Consider the following 26,712-nt stretch of genomic DNA (forward strand, 5'->3'; position numbering starts at 1 on the left):
ACTATTTTGGTGCTGTCTCCGGTAGTCCCCTGTATGCGCGACGAGGAAGAAATCCGCGAACAGTACGAATTTCTCACGGAGCACCTCGAGAGCGACGAGATGCGCCACGACGGCGTCGAGCAGATGTTCACCTACTACAAGCGCGCACTCGGCTGGGTGCTCGAGGAGGAACACATGTGAATCCGTGACTGTTCACCGACACGTCTAGTTCCGTTACATTTAAGTCCTATCGACGAATTCTTTCAGGTGACGCTTCGCTTGGAGGGCCGAAGCGTCAGCGGGGACCAATTCAGGGCGGCAAGCGATCGCGTGACGTTTTTCCCGTCACGCGATTTGCTTTCCTGTTTACTACACGTCCGAGCGACTGCTTCGTTCTGCACAGTAATCGATACCGTTCAACTGGCCGCTGTCTCGCTCAATCCAATATAAATATACCGAAATAAATTCACCGTACTGTAAACATGAACGACACGTTATGTATGCGTCGCGGGGAAATCAGTCATGGCGATTATCATTCGAAACGATGCTCACGCCCCGGGAATTCCCCCGGTATTGCTCCGTTTCACTCGTAACGACCCGATAGCCTTATTAAAATTCGACAGTAAGTCCGAGTCGGACTTTCCCAATGTACGACCTGACAGGATTTCAGCGCGACTTACTCTACGTGATCGCCGGCGAGGAAGAACCCCACGGGCTGGCCATCAAGGAGGAACTCGAGGAGTACTACGAGAAGGAGATCCATCACGGGCGTCTCTACCCGAACCTCGACACGCTCGTCGACAAGGGCCTCGTCGAGAAGGGACGGCGCGACCGCCGGACGAACTTCTATACGCTCACGCGCCGCGGCCGGCGCGAACTCGAGGCGCGTCGGGAGTGGGAATCCCAGTACGTCGACCTCTAACCCGGGGCTGTGGCTTCGTCGCGAACGCTCACCGCACTCGCCGGCCTCGCGCTCGGCGGACTCGTCAGCGTCGCTGCGTGGATCTACTTCGAGACGGTACTGCTGTTTCTGTTCCTGCCGTTCGTTCCGTTCCTCTTCGATCGCGGCCGCCGTACCGACTCTGCCGCTCGGGCGGTGCGACACTGTCCCGACTGCGACTTCCGCACGACCGAGCAGAGCTACGAGCACTGCCCTCGAGATGGATCGCGGCTGCGAGACCCGCGGGAGTAGCGCGAACCGCCAACGGTTCGGTGCCATCGATTCGCCCACCTGACGCGTGCTCCGCCGCCAGCACGCCGTTTATGTACGGTCGGGGCGAATGTCCGAGAGTGAACGAGGTTCCGCTGCAACTCGCCGATCCGCCGCTAGAGGAGACGGTCGTGCGGATTGCGCTGGCCGGCGCACTGGGGATGTTCCTCGGCCTCGAGCGCGAGTGGTCCCAGAAATCCGCTGGCATCCGAACGTTCTCGCTGATCAGCCTGCTCGCCGCCGTCTTTACGATCCTCTCGCTCGAGACCGCGGTCGGGGAGGGACTGCTCGTCCTGGGCGGTTTCCTCGTGATCGTTCAGGGCGTCCTACTGGCGGTCCAGGGACTGCTCGGGGACGAGGACACGGGCCTGTCGTTGACGACCTCGGTCTCGATGCTCGTCGCCTACGGCGTCGGCGCGCTCGTCGCCGCACAGTACATCATCGAGGGCGTGACCGTCGCCGTGCTCTCGTCGCTGCTGCTCGTCCTCAAGCGCGAACTCCACGAGTTCGCGTGGGGCCTCTCCCGCGAGGAGATGCGGTCGACGACCGAGTTCGCCATCCTCGCGTTCGTTATCTATCCGCTGTTGCCGTCCAGTTACGAACTCAACCTCGGCGTCACGACGATCGACCTCGAGCCGACGGTCATCTGGCTCATGGTCGTCGCGGTCGCGGGGATCGGGATCGCCAACTACGCGATCGTCTCGACCTACGGCGACCGCGGCATCGCCGTTACCGGCTTCTTCGGCGGCCTCGCGTCGTCGACGGCCGTCGTCGGGACGATGCTCGATCACGTCCGCCAGCGGCCCGACGCCGCCTCCTACGCCGTCGCCGCTATTCTACTCGCGAACGCCGCGATGGCCGCGCGCAATCTCGCGATCGCCGTCGGGTTCACGATCGGCGGGGGAAGTCCTGTACTCGTCGAGGCGGTCGTCCCGCTCGGCGCCGTCATCGTCGTCGCGTTCGCTATCGCCGGCCTGACCGCCGACTGGGGCGAGTCCAGCGAGATGGACCTCGAGAGCCCCTTTTCCCTCAAGAACGCCCTCGCGTTCGGCGCGGTCTTCCTCGTCGTGCTCGTGTTCGGGTCGGTGGCCGAGAGTTCGTTCGGCACACTCGGCTTCTACGCGACGGCCGTCGCCAGCGGCTTCGTCTCGAGCGCCGGCGCGACCACGTCGGCGGTCGTCCTCTACCGAGGGGGCCAACTCGCAGCCGCCGAGGCGACGATCGCTATCCTGCTCGCGACGGTCTCGAGCATCCTCGTGAAGGCGATGCTGGCGGCGACGTCGTCGAACGACGGATTCCGCAATCAGGTCGCGATCTACAGCGCCGCGCTGTTGCTCGGCGGCTCGCTGGCGTCGCTCGTCTTCATCGTCTAACCGGAAGGCAGTCGCATCCCTTTACTTCGCCCTCCGCGAAACGGACGGTATGGACAGAGAGACGGTCGAACCGCAGGTCGAGGCGCTCCCCGGCCAGCGAGCGCAGCAGTGGGTCGACTACCACCACGAGTTCGCCGCGCCGAGCACCTACGTCTACGAGTTCGTCTGGGATACGAGCCGCGAGGCGATCGGCCCCTTCTGTACCGACGTCGACGGCAACGTCCTGCTGGATTTCACGAGTCACGTCGCCGCCGCGCCGCTCGGATACAACAACCCGGCCCTCCGCGAGAAACTCGAGGCGTTCGACCTCGTCGATCCGCTGAAGATCGCCGGCCAGGACTTCTACGTGAGCACCGACGGCAGCGAGCCCCCGGCCGAGGCGAAGCTTCCCGGCCCGTCACAGTTGATGGACCGGCTCGTCGCCGCGACGGACCACTACGACATGGATCGCGTCTTCCTCTCGAACTCCGGCGCAGAAGCCGTCGAGAACGGGATCAAGATCTGCTACGCCGCGGGCGGCCACCGCGCGTTCACCTTCGAGGGCGCGTTCCACGGCCGGACGCTGGGCGCGCTCTCGCTCAACCGCTCGAAGACGGTCCACCGTCGCGGCTACCCCGAGGTCCCGGGCGTAGTCAGCGTTCCCTACCCAGCGAGCGACGAAGCCTACGAGACCCGCTGGCTCACCGACGGTCCCGGCGGCAACGTCGTCGCCGACAAGCTCCACCCCGATCAGGGCGTGATCGACCCCGACGAGGTCGCCTTCCTCATCCTCGAGCCGATCCAGGGCGAGGGCGGCTACCGGGTCGCCCACGACGAGTTCGCGCGGGATCTCGAGGCCCTGCGCGACCGCTACGACCTCACCGTCGTCGTCGACGAGATCCAGTCCGGCGTCGGCCGGACCGGCGAACTCTGGGCCGTCGACCACCTCGATCTCACGCCGGACGTCATCACCGCGGGGAAGGGGCTGCGGGTCGGCGCGACGATCTCTCGCTCCGACGTCTTCCCCGAGCAGAAGAGCCGCCTCTCCTCGACGTGGGGCGCGGGCGACGTCATCGCCTCGATGCAGGGCGCGCTGACGATGGACATTATCCACGAGCAGAACCTGCTCGCGAACGTCCGCGAACGGGGCCAGCAACTACGTGCGGGACTCGAGGATGCCATCGACGACGGCGACCTCCCCGGCGCCGTCGACGTCCGGGGCCGCGGCCTCATGCTCGCCGTCGAGTTCGATACTAAGGAGCGCCGCGATGCGGTTCTCGAGGCGGCCTTCGAGCGCGGCTTCCTGACGCTGGGCTGCGGGCACAAGACCCTGCGGCTGCTCCCGCCGCTCGACGTCACCGAGCGCGAAATCGACCTCGGTCTGCGGTTGCTCCGGGAGGCAGCTGCAGACGTGGCACCGGAGTTCGACCGATAGCGACCGTCTCGAGGACGACACACCCGCATCGTCGTACGAAAGCCCCAGCCTCTTCTCGCGTCCGGGACAAGACTGAGTACAATGATTGGCGCCTTTACCGTCGGGAAGAAAGCGGTCAAGTTCGGGTACAAACGCTACGGGATTCCGGGCGCGATCGCCTCGGGCGGGCTCGTGCTGGTCGGTTACGTGGCCGTCCGCCGCGCGCTGAAATCCCAGACGAACGCCAACGACGCGACGCTCGATTCGGCCATCGACGCCGAGTCGATCAAGTCGGCGGTCGAAGAGGACGGGCTGCAGGCGGTGACCGACACGCAGACGCTCGACGACGCGATCAACCAGGACGAACTGAATACGCCCGTCGACACGGGCGACGTCCAGTCGTCGGTCTCCGAGGAAACCGAGGAGTTCACCGACGAAGGCAACGAAGGGCAGGCGTAGAATCGCTGTTTTCCGGTGTGCGCGTAGGCGCTACGTGAGCGCCCCGCGGCCGTCCGCTCTTACTCGCCGCGGAGGTCGTTCATGTGGTCGATCCGTCGCTGGACGAGGTCGGGCTTGCCGATGTCGTGGCGCATGTGCAGTCCCTCGTCCCCGGCGACCGCGAGGGCGTCCTCGGCGATTTCTTCGGCCTCGGTAATCGAATCGGCGAGGCCGACGACGGCGAAGGCACGAGAGGTGGTCGTGTAGATGCCGTCGTCGCGCTCGTCGACGCTGGCGTAGTACAGCAGCGCGTCGCCGGCGCTCTCCTCGTCCACCGTGACCTTCGCTCCCGCCTCGGGATCCGTCGGGTAGCCCTCGGGGACGGCGTACTTGCAGACCGTCGCCTGCTCGGCAAAGTCGAGTTTCGGCAGCGACTCGCCGTCTCGAGCAGCCGTCAGCACGTCGAGGAAGTCGGTCTCGAGGACGGGCAGCGTGTTCATCGCCTCGGGGTCGCCGAAGCGGGCGTTGAACTCGACGACTTTCGGGCCGTCGCGGGTCAGCATGAACTGGCCGTAGAGGATCCCGCGGTAGTCCTCGAGGGCGTCGACGGTCGCCTCGATGATCGAGACGGCCTCGTCGTAGTCGTCCTCGGTCATAAAGGGCAGGTGCGTCGTCGCGTCGGAGTAGCTGCCCATCCCCCCGGTGTTCGGGCCTTCGTCGCCCTCGTAGGCGCGCTTGTGGTCCTGCACCGCCGGCGCGGTGCGGAACTCGCCGTTGGCGACGAACGCCTGGACGGTGAACTCCTCGCCGATCAGTCGCTCCTCGAGGACGATTCGGTCGTAATCGGACTCGCGGATGTACGCCTTGCCCTCCTCGGCGGTCACCTGATCGCCGATGACTTTCACGCCCTTCCCGCCCGTGAGGCCGGCGGGCTTGATCGCGAGATCGCCGTCGTACTCGTCGATGAAGTCGCAGGCGGCCTCCATGTCGTCGAAGGTCTCGAAGTCCGGACAGCCCGGAATGTCGTTTTCCTGCATGAACCGCCGCTGGAACGCCTTGTCCGTCTCGATGCGGGCGTCTTCTTCCTTCGGCCCGAAGGCGTAGACGCCGGCGGCCTCGAGTTCGTCCGCGACGCCGGCCTCGAGGGGCGATTCGGGGCCGATGACGGCGATCGTCGCATCGACATCTTCCGCGTACTCGACGACTGCCTTGGGGTTGGTCGTCTCGAGCGTCTCGAAGTCGGTCGCGACCGCGGCGATACCGGGGTTGCGGTTGCTGGCGCAGGCGTAGAGGTCGGCCTCGCTATCCTCGAGTGCGCGGGCGATAGCGTGTTCGCGCCCGCCGCCGCCGATCAGGAGCACGTTCTCTCGCATGGTCGCTAGCGGAACGCACGAACCTGTAAGCGTTGCTCTTTTCTCGAGCAAAAGTATGCACGATCGCGACTATCCGAGTCGTCGGTGCGCGTTACGCCTCGACGCGCCGTCCCGCTCGAACCGCCGCGCTCGCGACTTCAGATGCTGAAGCTGCGGGGTTTACCTTACGGCGCCCGAAACGGACTGTCTGCCATGGGCGAGGACTGCGACGTCGAAACTATCGGGGGCGTTCTGGAAGACGACGTGGCCCGGTCTATCCTCGTTCACGCCCGCACGGAAGCGCTCTCGGCGAGCGCGCTCGCCGACCGCTGCGACGTCTCGACGGTGACGATCTATCGACGGCTCGAGACGCTTCGCGAACACGACCTCGTCTCGGCGTCGACGGTGCCCGAGCGCGACGGCAATCACTACAAGGTGTATCGGACGAACGTCCGGCGCCTGACGGTTGATCTCACCGAGGAGGGGTTCGAGTTGACCGTCGAACGCAACGACACGCCCGCTGACCGATTCACCAGACTCATCGAGGAGATGTAACAATGATTCCGACCACCGACCTATCGCTCGAAGCGATCGTCCAGGGAAGTCTGTTTCTCGTGTTGACCGTTCTCGGCCTCGCCATCGTCGGCGTCGCGTTTCGGGGCTATCGGCGGAACCGGAGCCGCCCCATGCTGTTCCTCGCGATCGGATTCGCCGCGATAATCGTCCCCGAACTCGCGATGACGGTCGTCACGAGGGTCGTCGCGGTCTCCGAGTTCGAGACGGTAACCGTGTACCAGGTGACGAACGTCTTCGCGTTCCTCTGTATCCTCCGCGCGATTACGATGGATCCCGGTCGATCACGAGCGGGCGATAGTCGGGGGCGTCCCGACGATTGACCCGCGTGCTCGGTCGCCGCCCCGCTCGCGAACCCGCGGCCACGGGTGGTCTCGGCGGGCGCGGGTTCTGTTTCTGAAGCCGCGATAGACGGTATTTGATCCCCGATCCGGTAGTCGGATCCATGGCCGAATCAACGATCGACGACTCACCCGATCGGTCGATCGGCGAGAGACTGCTGTACGATTCGAGCGGCGCACGGTTGCGTGCTCTCTGGCGGGTGCTCGTCCCGCTCCTCGTCGCCGTCGCGATCTACGCCGCCGGTCAGTCGCTGGTCAACCGCTTTGCGGCCGGTCTCCTCGAGCCGATCGCTGACGGAACGTCGCGGGTGGTCGCAACCGCGGTACTGTTCGTCGCGCTGTCGGCGGTGATCGCCCTCGCGGGCGTCGCCGGCCTACTCGTCGCGTCGCGACTCGATCGACGCCCCCTCTCGAGTTACGGGCTCGACGTGTCGGGCCGATGGCTCCGAGATTTCGCAGCCGGTATCCTCATCGGCGTCGTCGCCGCCGCGGGAGCGATCGGCTACCTGGCCGCTCGAGGGGACGTCGCTCTCAGTCCGTCGGTGACGGGCGTCGGCGTCGACTCCCCGCCGTTGGGCGGACTCGTCGTCCTGGTGTTGCTGCTCTTTTTGCTCGCCAACAATGCGTTCGAGGAGATCGTTTTTCGGGCGATCGTGATCGGGAACGCGGTCGAAGGGTTTCGCTCCGGAGCGTCGAACGCGACGGTCGCCGTCGTCGGTGCGGTCGTCGTCAGCCTTCCCGTCTTCGGCGCGCTGCATCTACTCGGCGGCGGCCCTATGGCCGTCGTCACGAGCGCTATCGGCGGTATCCTGTTCGCGACGGCGTACGTCCTGACGGGCCGGTTGGCGCTCCCGATCGGCGTGCACTTCGGCGGCCTCGCCGACCTCAGCATCCGCCAGCAACCCCTCTCGACTGATCCGGAACTGACGCTGCCGTCGGTCGTCGTCGCCGAACTGACCGGCGACCCGTCGTTCCTCACGGGTATCGAACTCTGGGCCGTCAGATTACTCCTCGGAGTTGCACTGATCTGCCTCTGGGTGTACGCGACCGACGGCGAGGTTTCGATCGCCGATCGAGTGCTCGCCACCGCTGCTGACTCGGAGCGGTGACGCTCGAGTCATCAGAAGAATCACGATACCGTCCCTACCAGTTATCCTCAATGCTCGAGTGGTTCGGCGGGGTTTCGAACGTCGTCGCACTCGCCATCCCGGTATTCGGTCTGCTCCTGCTCGCAGTCCTCTCGAGAGTTATCGAGACGAACCGGAGCCGGCGATACATCGTTCCGGCGTTTTGTTGCTGGGCTGGATTCCATCTCGTGCTCGCCCTCTACGAGGGAACGCTCGTTCCGGTGCCTCGCCTCCTCAGCGTCGGTCTCGCGGCCGCGTTGCTGCTCGGATGGCTGGTACTGTTCTGCCGCGGGCTGTACGAGATCCGGACGCTGCGGAACTCGTCCGGATACTTCTGGCTGTAACGCTGCCGAACCAGAATTACGCGTAGAACAGCGGCGGCCGCCGCTCGCCGCCGTACTCCTCGTCGGGGAGGTGGGCCTCGAGCGCGTCCTCGTCGGCATCGCCCAGCAACTGATCCAGCACGTCGACGGCTGCGTCTCGGTGCAGCGGCTGGTTGTCGTTCCCGCACTGCTCGTCCATCACGCAGGCGGGACAGCCGTCAACGCGCCCGCAGTCGCAGTCGGAGATGTGCTCGCGGGCCCGCCGGGCGACGGCCTCGAAGTTCTCGTAGATCGCCCGTGCGAACCCGAGGCCGCCGTCGATCCCGTCGTAGATGAACCACCCGCTGGCCGGCTCGCGCTCGAGGCCCTGCGCGATCTCTCTGACGGTGGCTTCCGCGGCGGCGATGTTCTGCGGTGCGTCGCCGTCCGGGGCTGCCGTCCCGAATCCGTCCGTCTCGCTCGGCGACTGATCGAGGTGCGAGTCGATCGTCAGCGTCGCCAGGCCGCCCAGATCTCGCTTGTCGACCATCAACTCGAGCGGGGCGACGCCGATCGTCGCGTGCTCGGCGGCGTGGAGCCCGCCCGCGTAGCCGAGGTGGGCCGTTTGCGCGAGGTCGCCGTCCATCTCGGGGACCTCGAACTCGCGGTACTTCTCCACGAGGGCGTCCTCGACGTACTGGGGTACCTCGAGCCAGCAGAGTTGCGTTTCCATCGACAGCGGCGGATTGTCGGTGGGGATGGCCTGCTCTTTCTTCTTCCCGCCGTGGACGGCGACCTTGTCGTAGGTGCCGTGGTAGACCAGTACCCGGCCGCGGCCGAAGTGCAGGGTGAAGTCGCCGATCTCGCGCGATTCCTCCGAGACCGCGTCCAGCACCGTCACGTCGGTCCGCGTTCGCGTGTAGTAGTCGACGTCCGTCGGCCGCACCGTCACCGAGGGCCGGGGCGCGTCGTGCTCGACGTCGACGACCTCGTACTGCTGGCCCTGATGGAGGCGGACCGCGCCCTCGTGGAAGTCCCGCAGGACGCGCTCCTCCGCCAGCGGCTCCATCTGCGGGTCGTACCCCTCGTCGACGCCGTCGGCTAGTTCGACCTCGTACTCCTCGCCGGTCGTCGCGTACAGCGAAATGGACTGCTGGGGCCGGGGCGAGCCGACGTAGGAAACGCCGGTTTCGAGGCTCCCCTGCAACTGCCCGGCGCGGCGCCACATCTCGAGCGCCCGCTCGAGGCGTTCGCGCTCGGCGAGCCGACCGATATCCGACTCGTCGATCGCGAGTTCGTCGGCCGCACAGCGCAGGTGCTGGGCGAAGACGGCGTCGTTGTCCGCGTCGACGACCGCGTCCTCGACGTCGTTCTCGAGCAGGTAGTCGGGGTTGGTCACGACGTACTGGTCCAGCGTGCGGTGTTCAGCGACGAGTACGGAGAGGGCCCGCTTCGTACCCCGTCCCGCGCGGCCGATCTGCTGCCAGAACGACTGACGTTGGCCGGGATACCCCAGCTGAACGGTGGCGTCCATCTCGCCGATGTTGATCCCCAGCTCGAGGGCGTTCGTCGAGGCGACCCCGTCCAACACGCCGGTCTTGAGCTGGTGTTCGGTCCCGTGGCGCTTCTTCCGCGAGTGGCCGGCGTGGTAGGGTTCGATGGCGCTGCCGCGGTCGGGATTCGCGTAGTAGCGGCGGTTGTCGTGGCGGTGCTTCGACGCCCGCTTGACCGAGAGTTCCGCGAGCTTCCTCGAGGGCGAGAACAGCAGCGTCTGGGCGTCGTGGTAGGTGAGATGCGAGAGTAGCCGCGGGGCCTCGACGGTGGCGGGGACGCGCTCGACGACCGCGTCCTCGCCGCCGTCGCTCTGTGTTGTCTCATTACTGTCTTGTTCGTTCCACTCGTCCCGCTCGTCCTCCGTATCCTCTCGCGCCCGTGGCGGCGGGTTCCACAGCACCAGATCCCGCGGTCCCGTCGGCGAGCCGTCCTCGTCGACGACGGCCACGGGTTCGTCGATCAAGGCCTCGGAGTGCTCGCCCGGGTTGCCGATCGTCGCGCTCGTGAGTACGAACTGCGGATCTGCCGCGTAGTACTCGAGGACCCGTTTCAACCGCCGAACGATCCAGGCGACGTGCATCCCGTGGACGCCGGTGTAGGTGTGGGACTCGTCGATCACGACGAGGTCGCAGGCCGACAGGAAGCGCGCCCAGCGGTCGTGGTCGTGCAGATACGTATTCACACCCGCGAAGTTCGAGATGATGACGTCGGCCTCCTCGCGGATCTGTCGGCGGGTCTGTCCGCGTTCCGTGTCGCCGTCGTAGACCCGGACCGAGATCTCGAGCCCAAGATCGTCGAAGAGGTCGTTCAACTCACGCTCCTGGTCCCGCGAGAGCGCCTTCGTCGGGTAGAGGACGTAGGCGGTGGAGTCCTCGCCGCGAGCCCGCGCCTCGAGATAGTTCCGCGCGATCTGGAGCGCGTAGATGCGGGTCTTCCCCGAGGAGGTGCTCGTCGCGACGCAGACGTTCTCCTCGCGCGCCAGCGCCTCGAGAGCCTCGGCCTGATGGGCGTAGAGGTCGTTTGCGAGCGGCTCCGCGAGTTCCGGCCGGAGGATCTCCTCGTTCGGAACCGTCTGGGCGTCTCGGCCGGGTAACTCGAGGACCGAAACGTCGTCGTCCGACCGGTAACCGGGGAAGGTGTTCGTCAGTTCGTCGCCGGTGATCGGAATTCCTGTGCTGTCGTTGGTTTCGCCCGCTCGGTCGCTCATCTAGAAATCACCCAGTCCGGTCTGTTCGCTGTCGGCTGTGCTCGTTTCGCTGGTGTCGCTTTGCGTCGAGATCGATTCTGAAGACGATGCCTCCGCAGTCCCCGAATTTGAGCCTGTCGTCGCACCGGAATCCGAAACCCGCGGCGCGTCCTGAAGCCGCTCGTAGACGTGCCACAGTGCTCGACAATCGTCTTCGCAGTAGGCCTCGTGGCGGTCCCACTCGAGCGGCTCGCCGGTCCGCATGAACCGCTGGTAGGCCGCCGCGGTCTGCGCGCCGTCGAGGCCCGTCCCCGCGTCCTCGTAGCCGAGTGCGCCGGCGACCGACTCGAGTTTGTTCGTCCGGCCGGGCAGAATCGCGTTCTCGTTGCGGACGGCCCACAGGTAGAGGTCCAGTTTGGGGATCGAGTCCCACTCCTCGGCGTAGTAGGGGACGTGTTTCGCCACGAACGCGTCCAGGTGGCGGTAGTCGAAGTGCCACCCGTTCCAGGTCAGCAGGGCCCTGTTGGGGTGGACGCCCAGCAGCCAGTCGCAGAAGGCCTCGAGCACCGACGCTGGATCGTTCGGATCGTCCCGTTCGACGAACGCCTGGTACGTATCCGCGGCGGGGTCGTAGACGCCGATCTGCCAGATGATCGTCGGCGAGAGCCCGTCGGTCTCGATGTCTACACACAGCGGCGGCGTCGACCAGTTCTCGCCCGGCAGCGACTCATCCGTTACTCGCCGCGGCTCGCCCGTCTCGAGGACCGTCGCGTGGTGGTGCATCCGCCGAGCGCGGTCCCACCCGACGTTCGGGAGTTCGGCGAGCGTCTCGACCGGCGTCTCGAGCAACTCGGCGCGAGTCGTCACGCCGCGCTCGGCGAGGCGTCCGGCGGTCTTCGGACCGATCCCGGACACCGATTCGAGGCCGAAGTCGGTGACGTCGTAGGTGTCGACGCCGATCCCGTCGGCGGTGAACTCGAGGAGCGCGACCGACTGCTCGCCTCCGTAACCCTCGGTGTCCCCGACTCCCTGCACGCGGACAGAGACGCAGTCATCGCCAGCGGGCTCGCAGTTGATCGCAGGATCGTGATCGACGCTTCGAACTGTCCCGTCGACCTCGAGGTTCCACAGTTCGTCGTAGCCGGCCGGTTCGCCGCCCGTCAGGACGGTCGTCACGCGGCCGGTCGGCAGCGCCGCAGCGAGGGCGTCGGCGCCCTCGAGGGTCGTCTCGAGGGCCGTCGGTCGCGTCGAAGTCGCGACGTTGTCGCAGACGAGCGCGGTACCGTCGTCTGCTGACTCGAGCGCGCTCGAGATGTCGTCCGGAGACGCCCGCATCGCTCGTACGCTCTGTACGACGGCGACGTCGCGGTCGTCGACCTCTCGCCGGTGGACGGCCCCGTCGCCGGTCTCGAGCGGCGGGTGGAAGACGGGTGCGTCGAACGCCCGTCGCGCCGCGGCGAACGCCTGCGGCTCGCGGGACGGGCCGAGCACCCAGACGGCGTCGGGCTCGAGGGTCCGATCGACGTCCGCGAGGGTCGCGGCGGGCCGGTCGACGATCGCCGACGGCGGGAGGGCGAGCAGGCGAGCGCCGGCTCGAGCGGTCATTAGTCGTCGGGAGGCGCGGGGGGACAAAGAGGGTTTGGACAGCGCGGTGAAAGTGGTCGGTTCGATCAGTCCGAACCCACTATGTACGGGCACTCCAAATGAGGCGATAATGCAACAGTACCTCGATCTCGTCGACGCGGCGCTCTCGGAGGGGACCTACAAACCCAACCGGACCGGCGTCGACACGATTTCGTCGTTCAGCGAGCACTACGAGGTCGACCTCCAGGAGGGGTACCCGCTCCTGACCACCAAGAAGATGGACGGCTACCGGTGGAACTCGATGCTCCACGAGGTCTGCTGGTACCTCTCCGGCGAGGAGCACATCCGCAACCTCCGCGAGGAGACTAAGATCTGGGACGCCTGGGCCGACGAGGAGGGACGCCTCGATACCGCCTACGGGCGCTTCTGGCGTCGCTATCCGATTCCCGAAAGCGAGGCGCAACTCGAGGGCGAGTCCTGGCCGGACGAGACGAACCGCTGGGTCACTGCGGAGGACGACGGCCGCCGCACGTTCGACCAGCTCCAGTACGTGATCGACACGCTCTCGGATTCGCCCAACTCGCGCCGGCTCGTGGTCAACGCCTGGCACCCCGCGAACGCGGCCGTCTCGACGCTGCCGCCCTGTCACTACTCCTTCGTCTTCAACGTCCAGGGCGACCGGCTGAACTGCCACCTGACCCAGCGCTCGGGCGACATCGCGCTCGGGGTTCCGTTCAACATCGCCGCGTACGCGCTGCTGACGAAGGTCGTCGCCCAGCAGACCGGCTTCGAACCCGGCACCTTCGCCCATACGGTCGTCGACGCCCACGTCTACTGCGGCAAGGGCGAGCGCGGCGAGTGGTACGCCGACAACCTCGCAGACCTCCAGTCCCGGCTGGCCGACGTCGACGACCGCGAGGACTACCGCGCGGTCAAGGAGTGGCTCGAGTCCGAGGCGCCGCCCGAAGCCGAGGGGAACGAACGCATGGATCACGTCCCCGGCCTGCTCGAGCAGCTGTCGCGGGAACCGCTCGAGCGGCCGACGCTCGAGGTAGCGGACGTCTCGATCGACGAGCTAACCGCCGAGGACGTCGAACTCAACGACTACGAGTCCCACGAGGGGATCAAGTTCGGAGTCGCCGAATGAGCGAGGACGAAGCCGACGTCGTTCCGATCGACCTCGACCTCGACCGCGAGCTCGTCGGCATCGTCGCCGTCGCCGACAACGGCGTCATCGGGAAGGACGGCGACATGCCCTGGCACATCCCCGCGGATCTACAGCACTTCAAGGAGACCACGATGGACCGCCCCGTCATCATGGGGCGGATCACCTACGAGGGCATCCTCGAGGCGCTGGGCGAACCCCTCCCGGGACGGACGACCGTCGTGCTGACGAGTCGGGACCTCGAGACGCCCGAGAACGCCGTCGTCGCGACCGATCTCGCGGAAGCCGTCGAGGCGGCCGCGGCGGCGGCGAGAGAGCGTCACGACGGCGCGGACCGAATCTTCGTCGCCGGGGGCGCGACGGTATACGAGCAGTTCCTGCCCGCGCTCGATCGGCTGATCGTCACCGAGGTTCACGACGATCCGGAGGGCGACACCCGATTCCCCGACTGGGATCGCGAGGCGTGGACCGCAATCGAGCGCGACGAGCGCGACGGCTTCGCGTTCGTCGAGTACGTTCGGGAGTAGATGACGACAGCCGACTCGATCGCCGACGCCGTCGCAAACGCGCTCGAGGTGCAACCCACGAACGCCGTCGAACTACAGGGCGGACAGATCGGGTCCGCGTACCGGATCGACCGTGCGGACGGCCCGCCCGTCGTCGCGAAGGTCGGCGACACGCCGCTCGAGGTCGAGGCGTTCATGCTCCGGCGGCTCGCCCGCGAAAGCGAGTTGCCCGTCCCCGAGGTACACTACGCCGCCGACGACCTGCTCGTCCTCGAGTACGTCGAGGGAACGACCGACCACGACCCCGAAGTCGCCCGCGACGCGGCGGATCACCTCGCAGCCCTGCACGAACACACCGCCGACGCGTTCGGGTTCGAGCGCGATACCCTCACGGGCCCCGTCCGCCAGCCGAATCCGTGGACCGACTCGTGGATCGACTTCTACCGCGAGCATCGCCTCGAGCACGTCGCGGCCCTCGCGCTCGAGGGCGGATCGCTCCCGGCGGCGCTGGACGAGCGCATCGACGCGGTCGCGGCCGACCTCGAGTCGCTGCTCGTCGAACCCGACGCACCCGCGCTGATCCACGGCGACGTCTGGACGACGAACGTCCTCTCGCGCGACGGCGGGGTGACGGCGTTTCTCGATCCGGCGACCTACTACGCCCACCCCGAGATCGAACTCGCGTTTATCGATTGGACCGAGACGTTCGGCGACGCGTTCGTCGACCGGTATCGGGAACACCGTCCGCTCGAGTCCGGCTTTTTCGATCGGCGGCGGTACGTCTACCGGCTCTATCCGCTGCTCGTCCACGGCCACCTCTTCGGCGGTCGGTACGTCGGGCAACTCGAGGCGACGCTGGATCGACTCGGCTACTGAGTCGACCGGCTCGGACTGCACCCGTGTGTCCGATAGTTTCCTGCCGCCGTTCAGTACCCCGAGAGCGTTATCGCGCTCTGAGCGACGAAGGACGTGGTTCCGGTCGAATGGGGGAGCGCCGCCGTCGGGGCCTCTCGCAGGAGCCAGACGATGACGCGTTCGCCCTGAATCGGCTCGTCTCCGATGTACTGTGCCGGGTGGTAGAACGCTGACTCGACCGACGGCTCCTCGAGTCGCTGTTGCTGGGGAATCTCGCCGGCAGCGCGGCGGGCGACGACCACCTCCGTACCGTCCTCGAGCGGCAGTTCGATCGTCTCCGAGCCCTCGGGGTTCCGCAATCGGACGACCGTATCCGGGGTGCCGACGAGATAGAACTCGGTTTCGGGGGCTGATCGGCCGGTTTCGTCGACGACTTCGACCGCGACGCTGTCCGTGGTCCCCGGAACGGGATCCATCGCGATCGCCGAGATGGAGTGGTGGGCGACGGCGTACTCGGGTTCCTCGCCGTCGGCGACATCGGCAGCATCCGTGTCGTCGGTGTCAGCAGTAGCACCGTCCTCATCGTCGTCCGCATCGCCGACCGCGGGAGCCGCGTACTCGGTGCTGAATCCCGGTCCCTGTCGCTTCCAGACGGGCGTGACCACGCCGTCCGCCCAGAAGTCGTAGGCGAGTTCGTGGCTCGACTGGCCGAACCGGTAGCCGGAGTGGTGGTCCTGCCCGTCGGGCGCCTGCGCTCCCGTCTCGTAGTGCGATCTGAACCGGAATCCCGACGGCCGATCGTCCGCGTCGTCGTATTCGACGATGCCGAGCGGCCCCGGCCCGCCGAACTCGAGACTGTGGACGTCCCAGCGGAGCAACTCGCCGCTGAAGACCGGTTCGTCGTCCGGGAAGAACCACTCCAACGTCGACTCGCCGTCGCGTTCCGGCAGCCCGTAGCCGGTGAACGTCACCGGCGACTCGAGGCGCTCGAAGACCGGGGTGCCCCGATACGAGGCGGTGATCTCGGCGCCGTGGGTGCCCGGCGGCTCCCAGTCGATGGTCCAGTCGTCCCGGTCGAACGACTGGGGCGGGTCCTCGGTCCGATGGCTGCCGTCGTCCGCGGTGTACCACGGTCGCCGCTCGAACGGGACGCCGGAGACGGCGTCGAGGACGGTCTCCTCGGCGGGCTCGAGGCTGGCGGCCAGTTCGTGCGGCGGATACTCGGCGAACCGCTCGACCGTGCTGACGTCGACGACGTCGCCCACCTTGCCGTCTCGGATGTCCACGTAGGCGACGACCGCCCGCGTCGCGTCGCCGTCCGCGACGAACAGGACGACCGGATTCACGCCGCCGTGTTCGATTCCCCTGGCGGACGTGATCGCCTCGGAGACGGTAAACAGCGGAAACCAGTCGGCGCCGTCGACGGCCGCTTGCACCCGTGAGTCCTCGAGAACTCGCGCTAGCTGTTCGGACTCGAAGTCGGTCGCCTCCCAGGCGCGCCAGGCGACGTCCTGCGGCTCGGTGATCGTCAGCGCGACGAGGTCGTCCGTCCCCCGATCGACGTGGCCGTAGGCTACCTGTCGCTCGAGGGCGGTGACGTCGAACCGCCCCTCCTCGAGGCCGCCCTCGATCTCGACGTCCGGACACCCCTGGACGCTGACGGTGTCGCGATTCGCGAGCGGTTCGTACGCCTCGTAACTCGAGATCATGTCCGCGGCGGCGGCGTGGACCTCGGGATCGGACAGGAGCACCTCGAGCGCACGCCGTTTCCGGTACGTGTACAGAACCGCTGTTTCGTCATCTGCCCGTTGAGCCGCTTCGGATTGGGCTGCAGGAGGGGAGCGCGTCGCATCGCTCCCGCCTGCGCCTCGTTGTGCCGCCGAACGGCCGCCGATCGCACCCAGCCCCGCTCCGGCCGCCACCGTTCGGACGAACCGTCGACGCCGGATCGCTCGAGTGGACGGCCGTTCATTGTCATGAGCTACCATGATCGACAGTGGTCGACGGCAGAAACCGATAAAGTCTACTACCGTTTCTGACGTATCTCGGTGTTGTTTTCGGAGGCGTACTCGATATGATGCCCGTTACCGTCGCAAAGGGAGAGTTTCCGTCGCCGCCGGACGGCGCCGTTGAGCGTCTCGTCGGAACTGCGTCTCGAACCCGCTCCGATCGCCGTTCGGACGCCACAAGTGCAAACGAGGCGATTCGGGGCGAACTGGCTCGATTCCACCGGACTGGCGTCGATCCGTGCACGATCGCTACTCCCCGAGTTCATCACGCTGAGTGACGTATCGCTGCCGAGTCCGTCTCTCATACGGCCTGACTGTCGCAGGAACGCGCGTTCGACGGACAACCCGTTCCACCGCTGTCACGATCGCTCTGTTTACTCGGAAGGTGACAATTTCGCGAATGGATCACCGCTATCGCCGCAAGTAGTTTAGCAATCGACACGATCGACGGACTCGTGGTGGATCGTGTCGGACGCTCGTTCACGACTACCGATGATTACGCGTTTGACCGCGCGCGCATTCGTCTGCTACTCTCGGCCCGACGGCTATACCGACCTACCGACGGTCAGTTATCGGCGGGTAGCCACCGTCGCCATTGTTTCGCTCGGCGACCGACGCAATTCCGGTTTTCCACTCGCAAACGATGTCAGTCGCGTTTTTGATGCTCGTGGCGCGGTGACAGTTCTTCGCGAATCCGATTTTTCGACCGGGAAACTGTCAGCGACCGTGTCTTCCTAAACCCAGCGAATTGGGCGCAACGAACGTCTTTCGAACGCAATCACTCGCGGATACTCCCAGGCTGATTAAATTAATTGATACGGAAAGAAACGGTCGGCGGCGTTTATTCGACAACTCGGTCAAGGTCAGTCCGCCCCAAAACGGGGTGTGAGAGAAATAATGAGCGAACAAGACACGACAGGCGACTCGAGGCGGTCGTTCATGGCGAAGGGTGCCCTCGCGACGGGCGCGTTAGCGCTCGGCGGGTTCGGGACAGCCACGGTCAGCGCACAGGAGGACCAGATAGCGGTCTTCGCGACGGATCTCTATCCTGGTGCGGATTTCGACGTCATCGCCCAGCTACAGGAGAGTACGACCGTCGAGATCCTCCAATTAGACGGGGAAACAGTGTCGGAGATCTCCCAGCCCGACGAGTGGACCGGGCACATCATCCGGTACGACATCGGGCAGGAGTCCGGCATCACGACGTTCCTCTTCGTGCGCGGTGCAGGGCTGAGCGCCGGTGACAGCGGGACGCTCGGCGAGGAAGCGTCGGTGCTGAGCTCGGACCTGAACCTCATGAGTACGTCGGTCTCCAGCGGTGGCGGTGGCACCGACACCAGCGATAGCGAAACCAGCGACAGCGACATGATGACCGAGGAGAACGAGACGACAACCGAGAACGAAACGACGGTCGAGGGAGGTGACTAACATGGTTCAAGACGATGACGGACAGGTCCTAGTGTTCACGTACGACTACGAGGCCGGCGAGAGCTTCGACGTCGTCTCACAGCTCGAGACGTCGACGACCGTCCGAATCCTCCAGACCGCCGACGAGGAGACCGTCCCGGAAATCTCACAGCCCGACGAGTACAACGGTCACGTCGTCCGGTACCAGGCCGACGACGGACCGCAGGGTCCCACGGTGCTCCTGTTCACCCGCGACCAGACCTTCGAGAGCGGCGAATCCGGCTCGCTCGGTGAAGACGCACAGATGTTCAGCAGCCGACTGAACCTCATTTCGACGTCGCTAGAATAACGCTTCGGCCTTTATTTTTATCGACGGGTGCCGGTTCCGGGTGATTGCGGATGAATGAAACACCGTCCCGTTGCCAGTCGAAGACCGAACCGACCGAGCGGCGGCGCGACCGTCGACGCCAGCGGCAGCGAAACAGAACCAATACCATATCAGCAACACATGACGCCCAAACCAGCGGCCAACGGCTCGAGCGAGTCAGACGTACCAGGAGCCGATCCAGTGTCCACTGCGACGAACGATCGATCGGACGCGACCGACGCAGCCGGCGGGCGGTCGGCCGAATCGATCCGGTTGCAGGCCGATCCCGGCGCGTGTTCGGCCGACGGCGGCTCGCCGGACGAGACTGACGAGCCGGATCGACTCGTACTGGTTCCGATGAACGACTATCAGCCCGGGATGACCGGCCGAGTCGTCGATCGGCTTCCGGCCCCGATCGTCGTCGACCTCCTCGCGCTGCCGAACGGGGACACGGTTTCCGTCCTCACCCAGCCCGACGAGTACCGCGGCTACGTCGTCCGATCCACGCTCACGGCAACGCAGGTCCGGTCGACGACGATCGTCTTTACGCGCGACTCGCTCGAGACGGGTGCGTGCTACGTATTCGAAGTCGGCGCGCAACTGTTTAGCACGCAGTTGTCCCTCCTGCGGACGACCGTCCGTCGCGTCGGAGCGGCCGATTCGAGTGATTCGGGCGAGTCCGACGAGTCGGCAGCCGCCGCAAACGACGCGTAGCGACTGCCGAGGGTCCGATCCCGATTCCGCGAGCCCGGGTCTTTTACCGGCCGCCCACCTAGGGTCGCGCATGGATACCCCGACCCGGCGAAACCGGCTCGAGGACGAGGAGAGCCCCTATCTGCGCCAGCACGCGGACAACCCCGTCAACTGGCAACCGTGGGACGAACGGGCCCTCGAGGCGGCCCGCGAGCGCGACGTGCCGATCTTCCTCTCGATCGGCTACTCGGCGTGTCACTGGTGTCACGTCATGGAGGAAGAGAGCTTTCAGGACGAGGACGTCGCCGAAGTTCTCAACGAGAACTTCGTCCCGGTCAAGGTCGACCGCGAGGAGCGCCCGGACATCGACTCGATCTACATGACCGTCTGCCAGCTCGTCTCCGGGCGGGGCGGCTGGCCCCTCTCGGCGTGGCTCACTCCCGAGGGCAAGCCCTTCTTCATCGGGACCTACTTCCCCCGCGAGGGCCAGCGCGGTCAGCCCGGGTTCCTCGACCTCTGTGAGCGCATCAGCGATTCGTGGAACAGCGAAGACCGCGAGGAGATGGAACACCGCGCCGACCAGTGGACCGAGGCCGCGAAGGACCGCCTCGAGGAGACGCCCGAGGGTGCGGGCGCAGGCGGCGCGGCCGAACCGCCCTCGAGCGAGGTGCTCGAAACGGCCGCCAACACGGCACTCCGGAGCGCGGACCGCCAGTACGGCGGCTTCGGTTCGGACGGGCCGAAGTTCCCCCAGCCCGCCCGCCTCCAGGCCCTCGCCCGCGCGTACGACCGCACCGGTCGCGAGGAGTACCGCGAGGTGCTCGAGGAAACCCTGGACGCGATGGCCGCAGGCGGCCTCTACGACCACGTCGGCGGCGGGTTCCACCGGTACTGCGTCGACCGCGACTGGACGGTGCCTCACTTCGAGAAGATGCTGTACGACAACGCCGAGATTCCGCGAGCCTACCTCACGGGCTATCAGCTCACCGGCGACGAGCGCTACGCCGAGGTCGTCGCGGAGACGCTCGCGTTCGTCGACCGCGAACTCACCCACGAGGAGGGCGGCTTCTTCAGCACGCTCGACGCGCAGAGCGAGCACCCCGAGACCGGCGAGCGCGAGGAGGGCGCCTTCTACGTCTGGACGCCCGAGGAAGTTCACGACGCGCTCGAGGACGAGACGACGGCCGACCTCTTCTGTGACCGGTACGATATCACGGAGTCCGGGAACTTCGAGGGCCGGAACCAGCCCAACCGCGTCCGCTCGATCGACGACCTCGCCGAGGAGTACGATCTCGAGGCCAGCGAGGTACAGGAGCGCCTCGACGCTGCGCGCCAGCAACTGTTCGCGGCCCGCGAGCAACGGCCGCGGCCGAACCGCGACGAGAAGGTGCTGGCGGGCTGGAACGGCCTGATGATCGCGACCTGCGCCGAGGCCGCGCTCGTGCTCGGCGACGACCAGTACGCCGATATGGCCGTTGCGGCCCTCGAGTTCGTCCGGGATCGGCTCTGGGACGTCGACGAGCAGCGGCTCAACAGGCGGTACAAGGACGTCTCCGAGCCACGGTCGGAGGATCGTGAGACGGAGTCTCACGGTGGCGACGTCAAGGTCGACGGCTACCTCGAGGATTACGCCTTCCTCGCGCGCGGCGCACTGGGCTGTTACGAGGCCACCGGCGATGTCGACCACCTCCGATTCGCGCTCGAGTTGGCCCGCACGATCGAGGCCGAGTTCTGGGACGCCGACCGCGGCACGCTCTATTTCACCCCCGAGAGCGGCGAGTCGCTGGTCACCCGCCCGCAGGAACTGGGCGACCAGTCGACGCCCGCCGCGACCGGCGTCGCCGTCGAAGTCCTGCTCGCACTCGCGGAGTTCGCCGACGAGGAGTTCGAGGAGATCGCGGCGACCGTCCTCGAGACCCACGCGAACAAGATCGAAGCCAACTCGCTCGAGCACACGACGCTCTGTCTCGCCGCCGATCGCCTCGAGTCCGGCGCGCTCGAGGTGACCGTCGCGGCCGACGACCTCCCCGACGAGTGGCGCGACCGGTTCGCCTCGCGGTACTTCCCCGATCGGCTGTTCGCGCGCCGACCGGCGACCGAGGGCGAACTCGAGGAGTGGCTCGACCATCTGCACCTGGAGGAGGCGCCGCCGATCTGGGCCGGCCGCGAGGCCCGCGACGGCGAGCCGACGCTGTACGTCTGCCGGAACCGGACCTGTTCGCCGCCGACCCACGACGTCGAGGAGGCCCTCGAGTGGCTCGGCGACAACGCGGCGGCCGAGGGTGCGGAAGCGGAAACGCTCGAGGAGGACGAAAGCCCGTTCTGACGGACCGAGCGGGTGGCACGTTCTCCCGTCCGCTCAGTCGTCCGCATCGGCTGCGGACTCGAGATCCGCGTCGCCGACGACCGCTCGATCGGGGAGGGCCGGCGTCGGTTCTCGGCCCAGCGTGAGCAGGCGCTCGGTGCGGGTGATCTCGTCAGCGCTCGGATCGTCCTTCTCGATCCGCTCGAACTCGACCGCGACGCCGTCGGGTTCGGCGGCGATCCGCACGGCGCACAGCTGGTAGGACGGATAGAACACCGGCGGGAGCAGCCCGGCGACGACGTCGCGGCGGTGGAGGCGCTTCAGCCACGTGCCGGTGTTGACGAGCAACCGGCCCTCGACGTCGTTCAGCAGCGGGCGGTGGGTGTGGCCGTAACAGAAGACCGCCGTCTCGGGGCGCTCGGCGAACACCTCGCGGGCGGCCGCCGCGTACGGTTCGTCGGGGTCGACGGTGAGGTCCGTCTCGAACACGCCGAACCGATCGACCGTCTTCCCGACGTCGCGGAGGATGAGGTAGAGCGGCACGCCCGCGAGCACCAACACGCCGGCGATCGCCGCGTTGGCGACGAGGAGGAAGTGGACCGCCTCCCCGACGAGACCGAGTCGGGCGAGCGCCGCGTCGGCCGCCTCGACGGGCATCGTCCAGACGCCGGCGACGTCCAGCCCGGCCAGCACCGCCAGCAGGACGCTGACGTTGAACAGCAGCAGGATCGGAATCACAGCGTAGCGCAGGAGGGGGTTCATTTCGCGGTAGAAGTACTTCGAGAGGAGCCAGCGCGGGACTCGTTCGGTCGGCGTCACCGCCTGCACGTCCTTCAGCCAGTTGAACCGCCCCCGCTCGGACAGCCGGCCGGCCCTGCTCGTGACGTTGGTGTTGTAGTAGTAGCCCAGCGGCGTCTCGTACGGATTGCCGAAGTCCTCGAACCGGTTGTTGGGATCGCGCTGGTGCCCGTGTTCGAAGTAAATCGTCCGATCGCCGACCGGTCGGGTGATCGACTCGGCCCGGACGAGATCGACGTTGTACTCGGCTAACCGCTCGACGTACTCGTCGTAGGCCGCGAGCTCGTTGTCGTGGTTGCCCGGCAACAGCGTAATCGGGATCGACTCGCCCGTCTCGCGCAACTGTTCGAACAGATCGGGATACCGGTCGGTCAGTACGTCGAACTTCGCCAATCCGTCGACTTCGGTGAACTCCCACAGCCCGAACGCGTCGCCGTTGATGACCAGTTCCGCGTTCTCGTCGGTCGTCGCCAGCCGCTCGAGAAAGTCGAGCAACTCCTCGAGGAAGTCGACCTCGCCGAGTTGTTCGTCGCCGCCGATGTGGAGGTCGCTTACCACGTAGTAGACCCGATCGTCCGCGTCGGCTGCCATGACGGTGCACGTCCGACGCCGAACGGGATAGTGCTGGTCCCTTCTCGGAGTCGAAACGCACCGCTGATGGGGTGCCAGAACGTCAGCGAACGGAATCGAACGCCGGCACGGAACCGAACGGAGAACGGGATCGCTTACGCCAGTTCGTCCTCGAGTCGCTGGGCCAGCCAGATCGCCGGCGGGAGGTCCTCCTCCTCGACGAACCGCGTGATCTCCTCGCCGTCGTCGTTCTCGACGACGATCGTCGGGATGTACTCGACGCCGTACTCGTCGACGCCCGGCCCCTGCTTGTCCTCGTCGACCGCGATCTCCTCGATGCGGTCCTCGGGAACCTCCGCGGCGTCCAGCGCGGCGCCGAAATCGGGCAGCAGGGCGCGGCAGTCCTTACACCAGTCGCCGCCCCAGACCTTGTACACCAGTTCGTCGTTGTGTTCCTCGAGCGTGTCGACGGCGTCCTCGTAGGACGCTGCGTCCCACGTCGGGTTCGGGTTCATGGTCTCGAGACTCATACGCACGGATTGTTCGTCGGGGGGCTTAACGACCGTGCTTCTGGCAGGCTCTGCACGTGCGCTCGCGTGACCGCCAGCCGCTTCGGTAGCGGGCCGACCGACCGCCGCGGGCGGGACTGAAAGGGGCTGGTCCGCTGGACGAAGACGGGCGACGGAAGCACCGCAGGCGAGCGACGACCGGACGCGAGCCGAGGCGCGCACCGAGCCCATCGAGTCGAGCGGACCAGGGGCTTTCGAGGTGTGCATTACGCTCGAAGCACGTACTGGATGCTCGCGTTCCGCAACTAACCGATACACCGGCACGTCCTGCCTGAGTCCAGCACCGGTTTATGGCTCGAACGCACTAGGGGTTGCTAATGAAAGGGAGTATCCTGGACACCATCGGCTCGCCGCTGGTCCAGGTCGACTCGCCGGAGGGGGCGACCGTCGCCGCCAAGGTCGAATCCTTCAACCCCGGTGGGTCGGCCAAGGATCGGCCGGCTCGAGAGATGGTCCGCGCGGCCGAACGCGAGGGGCGCATCGAACCCGGCGACTGGCTCGTCGAACCGACCAGCGGCAACACGGGCATCGGCCTGTCGCTGGTCGCGGCCGCCCGCGGCTACGACCTCACGATCGTCATGCCCGCCGACAAATCCGAGGAGCGCCGGCAGGTCATGGCCGCCTACGGCGCCGACCTCGAGCTCGTCGACGGCGACATGGAAGACGCCCGCGCTCGCGCCGACGAACTCGAGGCGGAGGGCGCGGTTCAGTTAGGGCAGTTCGAGAACCCCGCGAATCCCGAAGCCCACTACAAGACGACCGGCGAGGAGATCGTCGAACAGGTCGGCGACCGCGAGATCGACGCCTTCGTGGCCGGCGTCGGCACCGGCGGTACCATCTCCGGCACCGGCCGTCGACTCCGGGAGGAGTTCCCCGACATGGACATCATCGCCGTCGAACCCGAGCGCAACGCCGTCCTCTCGACGGGCGAGTCCGGCAAGGACGACTTCCAGGGGATGGGGCCCGGCTTCGTCAGCGACAACCTCGATCTGGACCTGATCGACCGCGTCGAAACCGTTCGACTCGAGAACGCCGAGGAGGAGTGTCGCCGCCTCGCCCGCGACGAAGGCATCCTCGTGGGCCAGTCCAGCGGCGCGACGAGCCTCGTTTCCCAGCGCATCGCCCGCGAAATCGCCGAACCCGACCTCGAGTGTCCGGAGGTTCCCGGCGCGTTCGACGAGCCGGCGGCGACCCCCGAACCCGACGGCGGCCAGCCGGCCGAGGACTGCCCGCTCGTGGTGACGGTCTTCTGGGACAGCGGCGAGCGGTACCTCTCGACGGGCCTGTTCGACTGATCGTTCGCCCCGCTTTCGCCGCTCCGGTCGCCTCGATTTCCTCTGCCGATATTGATATTATCGAAGGGCGTCATAGGAAAAACGCTTCTTTTAGTTACGCAAACGGTCTTTAGTCACCCGCGTCTACGTTCGGTCGAGATGACATCCCCGACTTCGCGGCCGACCTGCTCGAGGCGAGCGCTCCTCCTCGGCACGAGCGGTGCACTCGCCCTCTCCGCGGGCTGTATCCAGAACCTCGACGACGGCAGCGACGCTGACCCCGGGTCCGACTCCGGCAATTCCGACGACGAGTCGGACGGCGGGAACGAATCCGGCGACGGAAACGAGTCCGAGGACGAATCCGGGACCGACGGCTCCGACGACAATTCCTTCGAGTACGAGACCCATTCCTACCAGTATCCCGAAACGCCAACGCAACCGGACGCCGCGCTGTTCGTAACGCAGGACGGCGCCGAAGGCTGGCTCGCCGACCGCGGCCTCGAGGAGGATCCGGTCGCCGAGTTCGTCGCCGACACGACCTTCGAGAATAGCGTGCTGGTCCCGCTCGAGGCCGACGCACCGAGCCACTGCTACGAGATGGTCCTCGAGTCGATCGACGTCATCGATGGCGACGGCGACGACGTTCTCGACCTCGAGGCCGCCGTCCGCGACGTGTCCGAGGAGACGGAGTACTGCGCGCAGGCGAAGACGACGGTCGGACTGCTGGTTCGCGCGACGTTCGAGTCGGTGCCGGTGACGGAGATTTCGGTGCGGATCGTCGACGACGACGGGAACGAACACGGGATCGGCGCCGGCCACGATACTGCGACCGAAACCGAGTCGGATACCGCCGACGGCGGGAACGAAACCGGGTCAACAAACGACAGCGAGACGGAGGACAACGTCGCGTCGTAGCCGTACTTCCCCCGCTAGGGAGAGTATTCTTCTTCAGTGAGCCGGACGACGAGCGTCTCGTCGACGTCCCGGAGGTCGTACGTCGGCAACTCGCCGTCCGTCCGGCGCACGTACAGCGGTTCGACGAGCCGCGGTCGCCCGCGGTTGCCGTCGGGATCGGCGGCAGCGTCGGCGGCGGTCTCGTCCCCGTTCTCGCTCGAGGCGGCTTCCGAGTCACTCCGTGCCGATCCGCCTGACGCCGACTCCGGGCCGGCCGCTGCTTCGGCCGCAGATTCGGGCTCGTCCACCTCGAGTCCGTACACTTTGCAGTACTCGGCGGTCGTCTCGGGGTCGACGTCGCCGTTCCGGAGTTGCTCGGCCAGCGAGCGGGAGAGCCACTCCTCGTCGCTCACGCTCGGTTCCTGGACGAGCGCCTCGTCGACGAATCGGGTGAGATACCAGTCGAGGTCGTTCAGCAGGGAGACGGCGGCGCCCACGCTAACCGTCCGAACGGCCAGCGAGTTCTCGAACGGCCGCTCGAGGTCGTAGGTCGCGAGTGCCTCGCGGGAGGTCTCGCGCGAGAGGAGTTCGTAGCGGAGGGTGCTCTCGGGCTTCCCGATGAGACAGACGCGGGTCACTACCTGCAGGTGGGGTCGTCTCCGTAATGTGGGTTTCGTTGTTCCCGGGGCAGACGCTCCGTTTCGACCGGTTCCGGACGGACGCGGACGCGAACGTGTCGCACACGTTCAGCGGAAGCGGATAGTCATGATTTCATAAAGGTCGACCATGTAAACCCGAGCGTCGATGGACGACGCTCGATACCGCTCGAGCGGGATGGAAGGGACGACGTTGCGATCGGCCGACGATTGGAGACTGGTGCTGTCGGTG

At 66.5% G+C, this 26,712-nt stretch carries 26 protein-coding genes; 19 read left to right on the forward strand and 7 right to left on the reverse strand.

Annotated elements, in window-relative coordinates; genetic code table 11:
- Nucleotides 1–33: 33 nt before the first annotated feature.
- The 6 genes from ATJ93_RS23425 (at nt 34) to ATJ93_RS01365 (ending at nt 4,414) form a co-directional block, all read left to right on the forward strand.
- Nucleotides 34–180 (forward strand): hypothetical protein, encoded by a 147-nt coding sequence (locus tag ATJ93_RS23425; protein ID WP_013880625.1) that lies wholly within the window; start codon nt 34–36, stop codon nt 178–180.
- A gap of 445 nt (nt 181–625) precedes the next feature.
- Nucleotides 626–901 carry a PadR family transcriptional regulator gene (locus ATJ93_RS01345; RefSeq protein WP_120242844.1) on the forward strand — a complete coding sequence of 92 codons (276 nt, stop codon included), beginning with the start codon at nt 626–628 and terminating at the stop codon, nt 899–901.
- Between the two features lie 9 nt (nt 902–910).
- Nucleotides 911–1,171 (forward strand): hypothetical protein, encoded by a 261-nt coding sequence (locus tag ATJ93_RS01350; protein ID WP_120242845.1) that lies wholly within the window; start codon nt 911–913, stop codon nt 1,169–1,171.
- Between the two features lie 98 nt (nt 1,172–1,269).
- On the forward strand, nt 1,270–2,562 hold the full coding sequence (locus tag ATJ93_RS01355; protein WP_120242846.1) for an MgtC/SapB family protein: 1,293 nt from the start codon (nt 1,270–1,272) through the stop codon (nt 2,560–2,562).
- Between the two features lie 49 nt (nt 2,563–2,611).
- Nucleotides 2,612–3,976: an aminotransferase class III-fold pyridoxal phosphate-dependent enzyme gene (locus ATJ93_RS01360; protein WP_120242847.1), complete on the forward strand. Its 1,365-nt coding sequence runs from the start codon at nt 2,612–2,614 to the stop codon at nt 3,974–3,976.
- Between the two features lie 81 nt (nt 3,977–4,057).
- Nucleotides 4,058–4,414 carry a hypothetical protein gene (locus tag ATJ93_RS01365; protein ID WP_120242848.1) on the forward strand — a complete coding sequence of 119 codons (357 nt, stop codon included), beginning with the start codon at nt 4,058–4,060 and terminating at the stop codon, nt 4,412–4,414.
- Between the two features lie 59 nt (nt 4,415–4,473).
- Here ATJ93_RS01365 and purD read toward each other — a convergent pair whose 3' ends face one another.
- A complete protein-coding gene (gene purD / locus ATJ93_RS01370) occupies nt 4,474–5,766 on the reverse strand; it encodes a phosphoribosylamine--glycine ligase (protein WP_120242849.1) in 1,293 nt (430 codons plus the stop codon).
- 192 nt (nt 5,767–5,958) lie between these two features.
- On the opposite strand from purD, the gene ATJ93_RS01375 reads away from it, so the two are divergent.
- The 4 genes from ATJ93_RS01375 (at nt 5,959) to ATJ93_RS01390 (ending at nt 8,130) form a co-directional block, all read left to right on the forward strand.
- Nucleotides 5,959–6,300, forward strand: coding sequence for a winged helix-turn-helix domain-containing protein (locus tag ATJ93_RS01375; protein WP_120242850.1), 342 nt, complete (start codon nt 5,959–5,961; stop codon nt 6,298–6,300).
- Nucleotides 6,301–6,302: 2 nt separating this feature from the next.
- Nucleotides 6,303–6,641, forward strand: a complete 339-nt coding sequence (locus ATJ93_RS01380) for a DUF7521 family protein (protein WP_120242851.1) — start codon at nt 6,303–6,305, stop codon at nt 6,639–6,641.
- Between the two features lie 122 nt (nt 6,642–6,763).
- Nucleotides 6,764–7,768: a CPBP family intramembrane glutamic endopeptidase gene (locus tag ATJ93_RS01385; RefSeq protein ID WP_120242852.1), complete on the forward strand. Its 1,005-nt coding sequence runs from the start codon at nt 6,764–6,766 to the stop codon at nt 7,766–7,768.
- A 50-nt stretch (nt 7,769–7,818) separates the two neighbouring features.
- The gene (locus ATJ93_RS01390; protein WP_120242853.1) at nt 7,819–8,130 is read left to right on the forward strand and encodes a hypothetical protein; all 312 of its coding nucleotides are present in this window, start codon (nt 7,819–7,821) and stop codon (nt 8,128–8,130) included.
- 16 nt (nt 8,131–8,146) lie between these two features.
- On the opposite strand, the gene ATJ93_RS01395 is transcribed toward ATJ93_RS01390, so the two are convergent.
- Both ATJ93_RS01395 and ATJ93_RS01400 read right to left on the reverse strand, forming a co-directional pair.
- Entirely contained in the window at nt 8,147–10,849 is a 2,703-nt protein-coding gene (locus ATJ93_RS01395; RefSeq protein WP_120242854.1) for a DEAD/DEAH box helicase, read from the reverse strand.
- Nucleotides 10,850–12,433, reverse strand: a complete 1,584-nt coding sequence (locus tag ATJ93_RS01400) for a ribonuclease H-like domain-containing protein (RefSeq protein WP_120242855.1) — start codon at nt 12,431–12,433, stop codon at nt 10,850–10,852.
- Nucleotides 12,434–12,542: 109 nt separating this feature from the next.
- Here ATJ93_RS01400 and thyA point away from each other — a divergent pair, with 109 nt between their 5' ends.
- From thyA to ATJ93_RS01415, 3 genes are read left to right on the forward strand one after another with little or no spacing between them, the layout of a single operon-like run.
- Nucleotides 12,543–13,559, forward strand: a complete 1,017-nt coding sequence (thyA, locus tag ATJ93_RS01405) for a thymidylate synthase (RefSeq protein WP_120242856.1) — start codon at nt 12,543–12,545, stop codon at nt 13,557–13,559.
- Nucleotides 13,556–14,104, forward strand: coding sequence for a dihydrofolate reductase (locus ATJ93_RS01410; protein ID WP_120242857.1), 549 nt, complete (start codon nt 13,556–13,558; stop codon nt 14,102–14,104). Before thyA ends, ATJ93_RS01410 begins: the two co-directional genes overlap by 4 nt.
- Nucleotides 14,105–14,959, forward strand: a complete 855-nt coding sequence (locus ATJ93_RS01415) for a fructosamine kinase family protein (RefSeq protein ID WP_120242858.1) — start codon at nt 14,105–14,107, stop codon at nt 14,957–14,959.
- Between the two features lie 50 nt (nt 14,960–15,009).
- On the opposite strand, the gene ATJ93_RS01420 is transcribed toward ATJ93_RS01415, so the two are convergent.
- Nucleotides 15,010–16,926, reverse strand: a complete 1,917-nt coding sequence (locus ATJ93_RS01420) for a hypothetical protein (RefSeq protein ID WP_147376613.1) — start codon at nt 16,924–16,926, stop codon at nt 15,010–15,012.
- A gap of 918 nt (nt 16,927–17,844) precedes the next feature.
- On the opposite strand from ATJ93_RS01420, the gene ATJ93_RS01430 reads away from it, so the two are divergent.
- The 4 genes from ATJ93_RS01430 to ATJ93_RS01445 all read left to right on the forward strand — a co-directional run bounded on the left by ATJ93_RS01430 (nt 17,845) and on the right by ATJ93_RS01445 (nt 21,740).
- Entirely contained in the window at nt 17,845–18,375 is a 531-nt protein-coding gene (locus ATJ93_RS01430; protein ID WP_120242861.1) for a calcium-binding protein, read from the forward strand.
- A 1-nt stretch (nt 18,376) separates the two neighbouring features.
- Nucleotides 18,377–18,703 carry a hypothetical protein gene (locus ATJ93_RS01435; RefSeq protein ID WP_120242862.1) on the forward strand — a complete coding sequence of 109 codons (327 nt, stop codon included), beginning with the start codon at nt 18,377–18,379 and terminating at the stop codon, nt 18,701–18,703.
- Between the two features lie 219 nt (nt 18,704–18,922).
- The gene (locus ATJ93_RS01440) at nt 18,923–19,435 is read left to right on the forward strand and encodes a hypothetical protein (protein WP_120242863.1); all 513 of its coding nucleotides are present in this window, start codon (nt 18,923–18,925) and stop codon (nt 19,433–19,435) included.
- Between the two features lie 70 nt (nt 19,436–19,505).
- Nucleotides 19,506–21,740, forward strand: a complete 2,235-nt coding sequence (locus ATJ93_RS01445) for a thioredoxin domain-containing protein (RefSeq protein WP_120242864.1) — start codon at nt 19,506–19,508, stop codon at nt 21,738–21,740.
- 33 nt (nt 21,741–21,773) lie between these two features.
- Here ATJ93_RS01445 and ATJ93_RS01450 read toward each other — a convergent pair whose 3' ends face one another.
- A complete protein-coding gene (locus tag ATJ93_RS01450) occupies nt 21,774–23,108 on the reverse strand; it encodes a metallophosphoesterase (RefSeq protein WP_120242865.1) in 1,335 nt (444 codons plus the stop codon).
- Nucleotides 23,109–23,242: 134 nt separating this feature from the next.
- Nucleotides 23,243–23,617, reverse strand: a complete 375-nt coding sequence (locus tag ATJ93_RS01455) for a TlpA family protein disulfide reductase (protein ID WP_120242866.1) — start codon at nt 23,615–23,617, stop codon at nt 23,243–23,245.
- Nucleotides 23,618–23,973: 356 nt separating this feature from the next.
- On the opposite strand from ATJ93_RS01455, the gene ATJ93_RS01460 reads away from it, so the two are divergent.
- Together ATJ93_RS01460 and ATJ93_RS01465 are read left to right on the forward strand one after the other, a co-directional pair.
- Nucleotides 23,974–24,951: a PLP-dependent cysteine synthase family protein gene (locus tag ATJ93_RS01460; protein ID WP_120242867.1), complete on the forward strand. Its 978-nt coding sequence runs from the start codon at nt 23,974–23,976 to the stop codon at nt 24,949–24,951.
- Between the two features lie 138 nt (nt 24,952–25,089).
- On the forward strand, nt 25,090–25,845 hold the full coding sequence (locus ATJ93_RS01465) for a hypothetical protein (RefSeq protein WP_120242868.1): 756 nt from the start codon (nt 25,090–25,092) through the stop codon (nt 25,843–25,845).
- Between the two features lie 14 nt (nt 25,846–25,859).
- Here ATJ93_RS01465 and ATJ93_RS01470 read toward each other — a convergent pair whose 3' ends face one another.
- A complete protein-coding gene (locus tag ATJ93_RS01470; protein ID WP_120242869.1) occupies nt 25,860–26,462 on the reverse strand; it encodes a DUF5804 family protein in 603 nt (200 codons plus the stop codon).
- Between the last annotated feature and the right edge of the window lie 250 nt (nt 26,463–26,712).

The sequence above is a fragment of the Halopiger aswanensis genome, from assembly GCF_003610195.1.
Lineage (GTDB): Archaea > Halobacteriota > Halobacteria > Halobacteriales > Natrialbaceae > Halopiger > Halopiger aswanensis.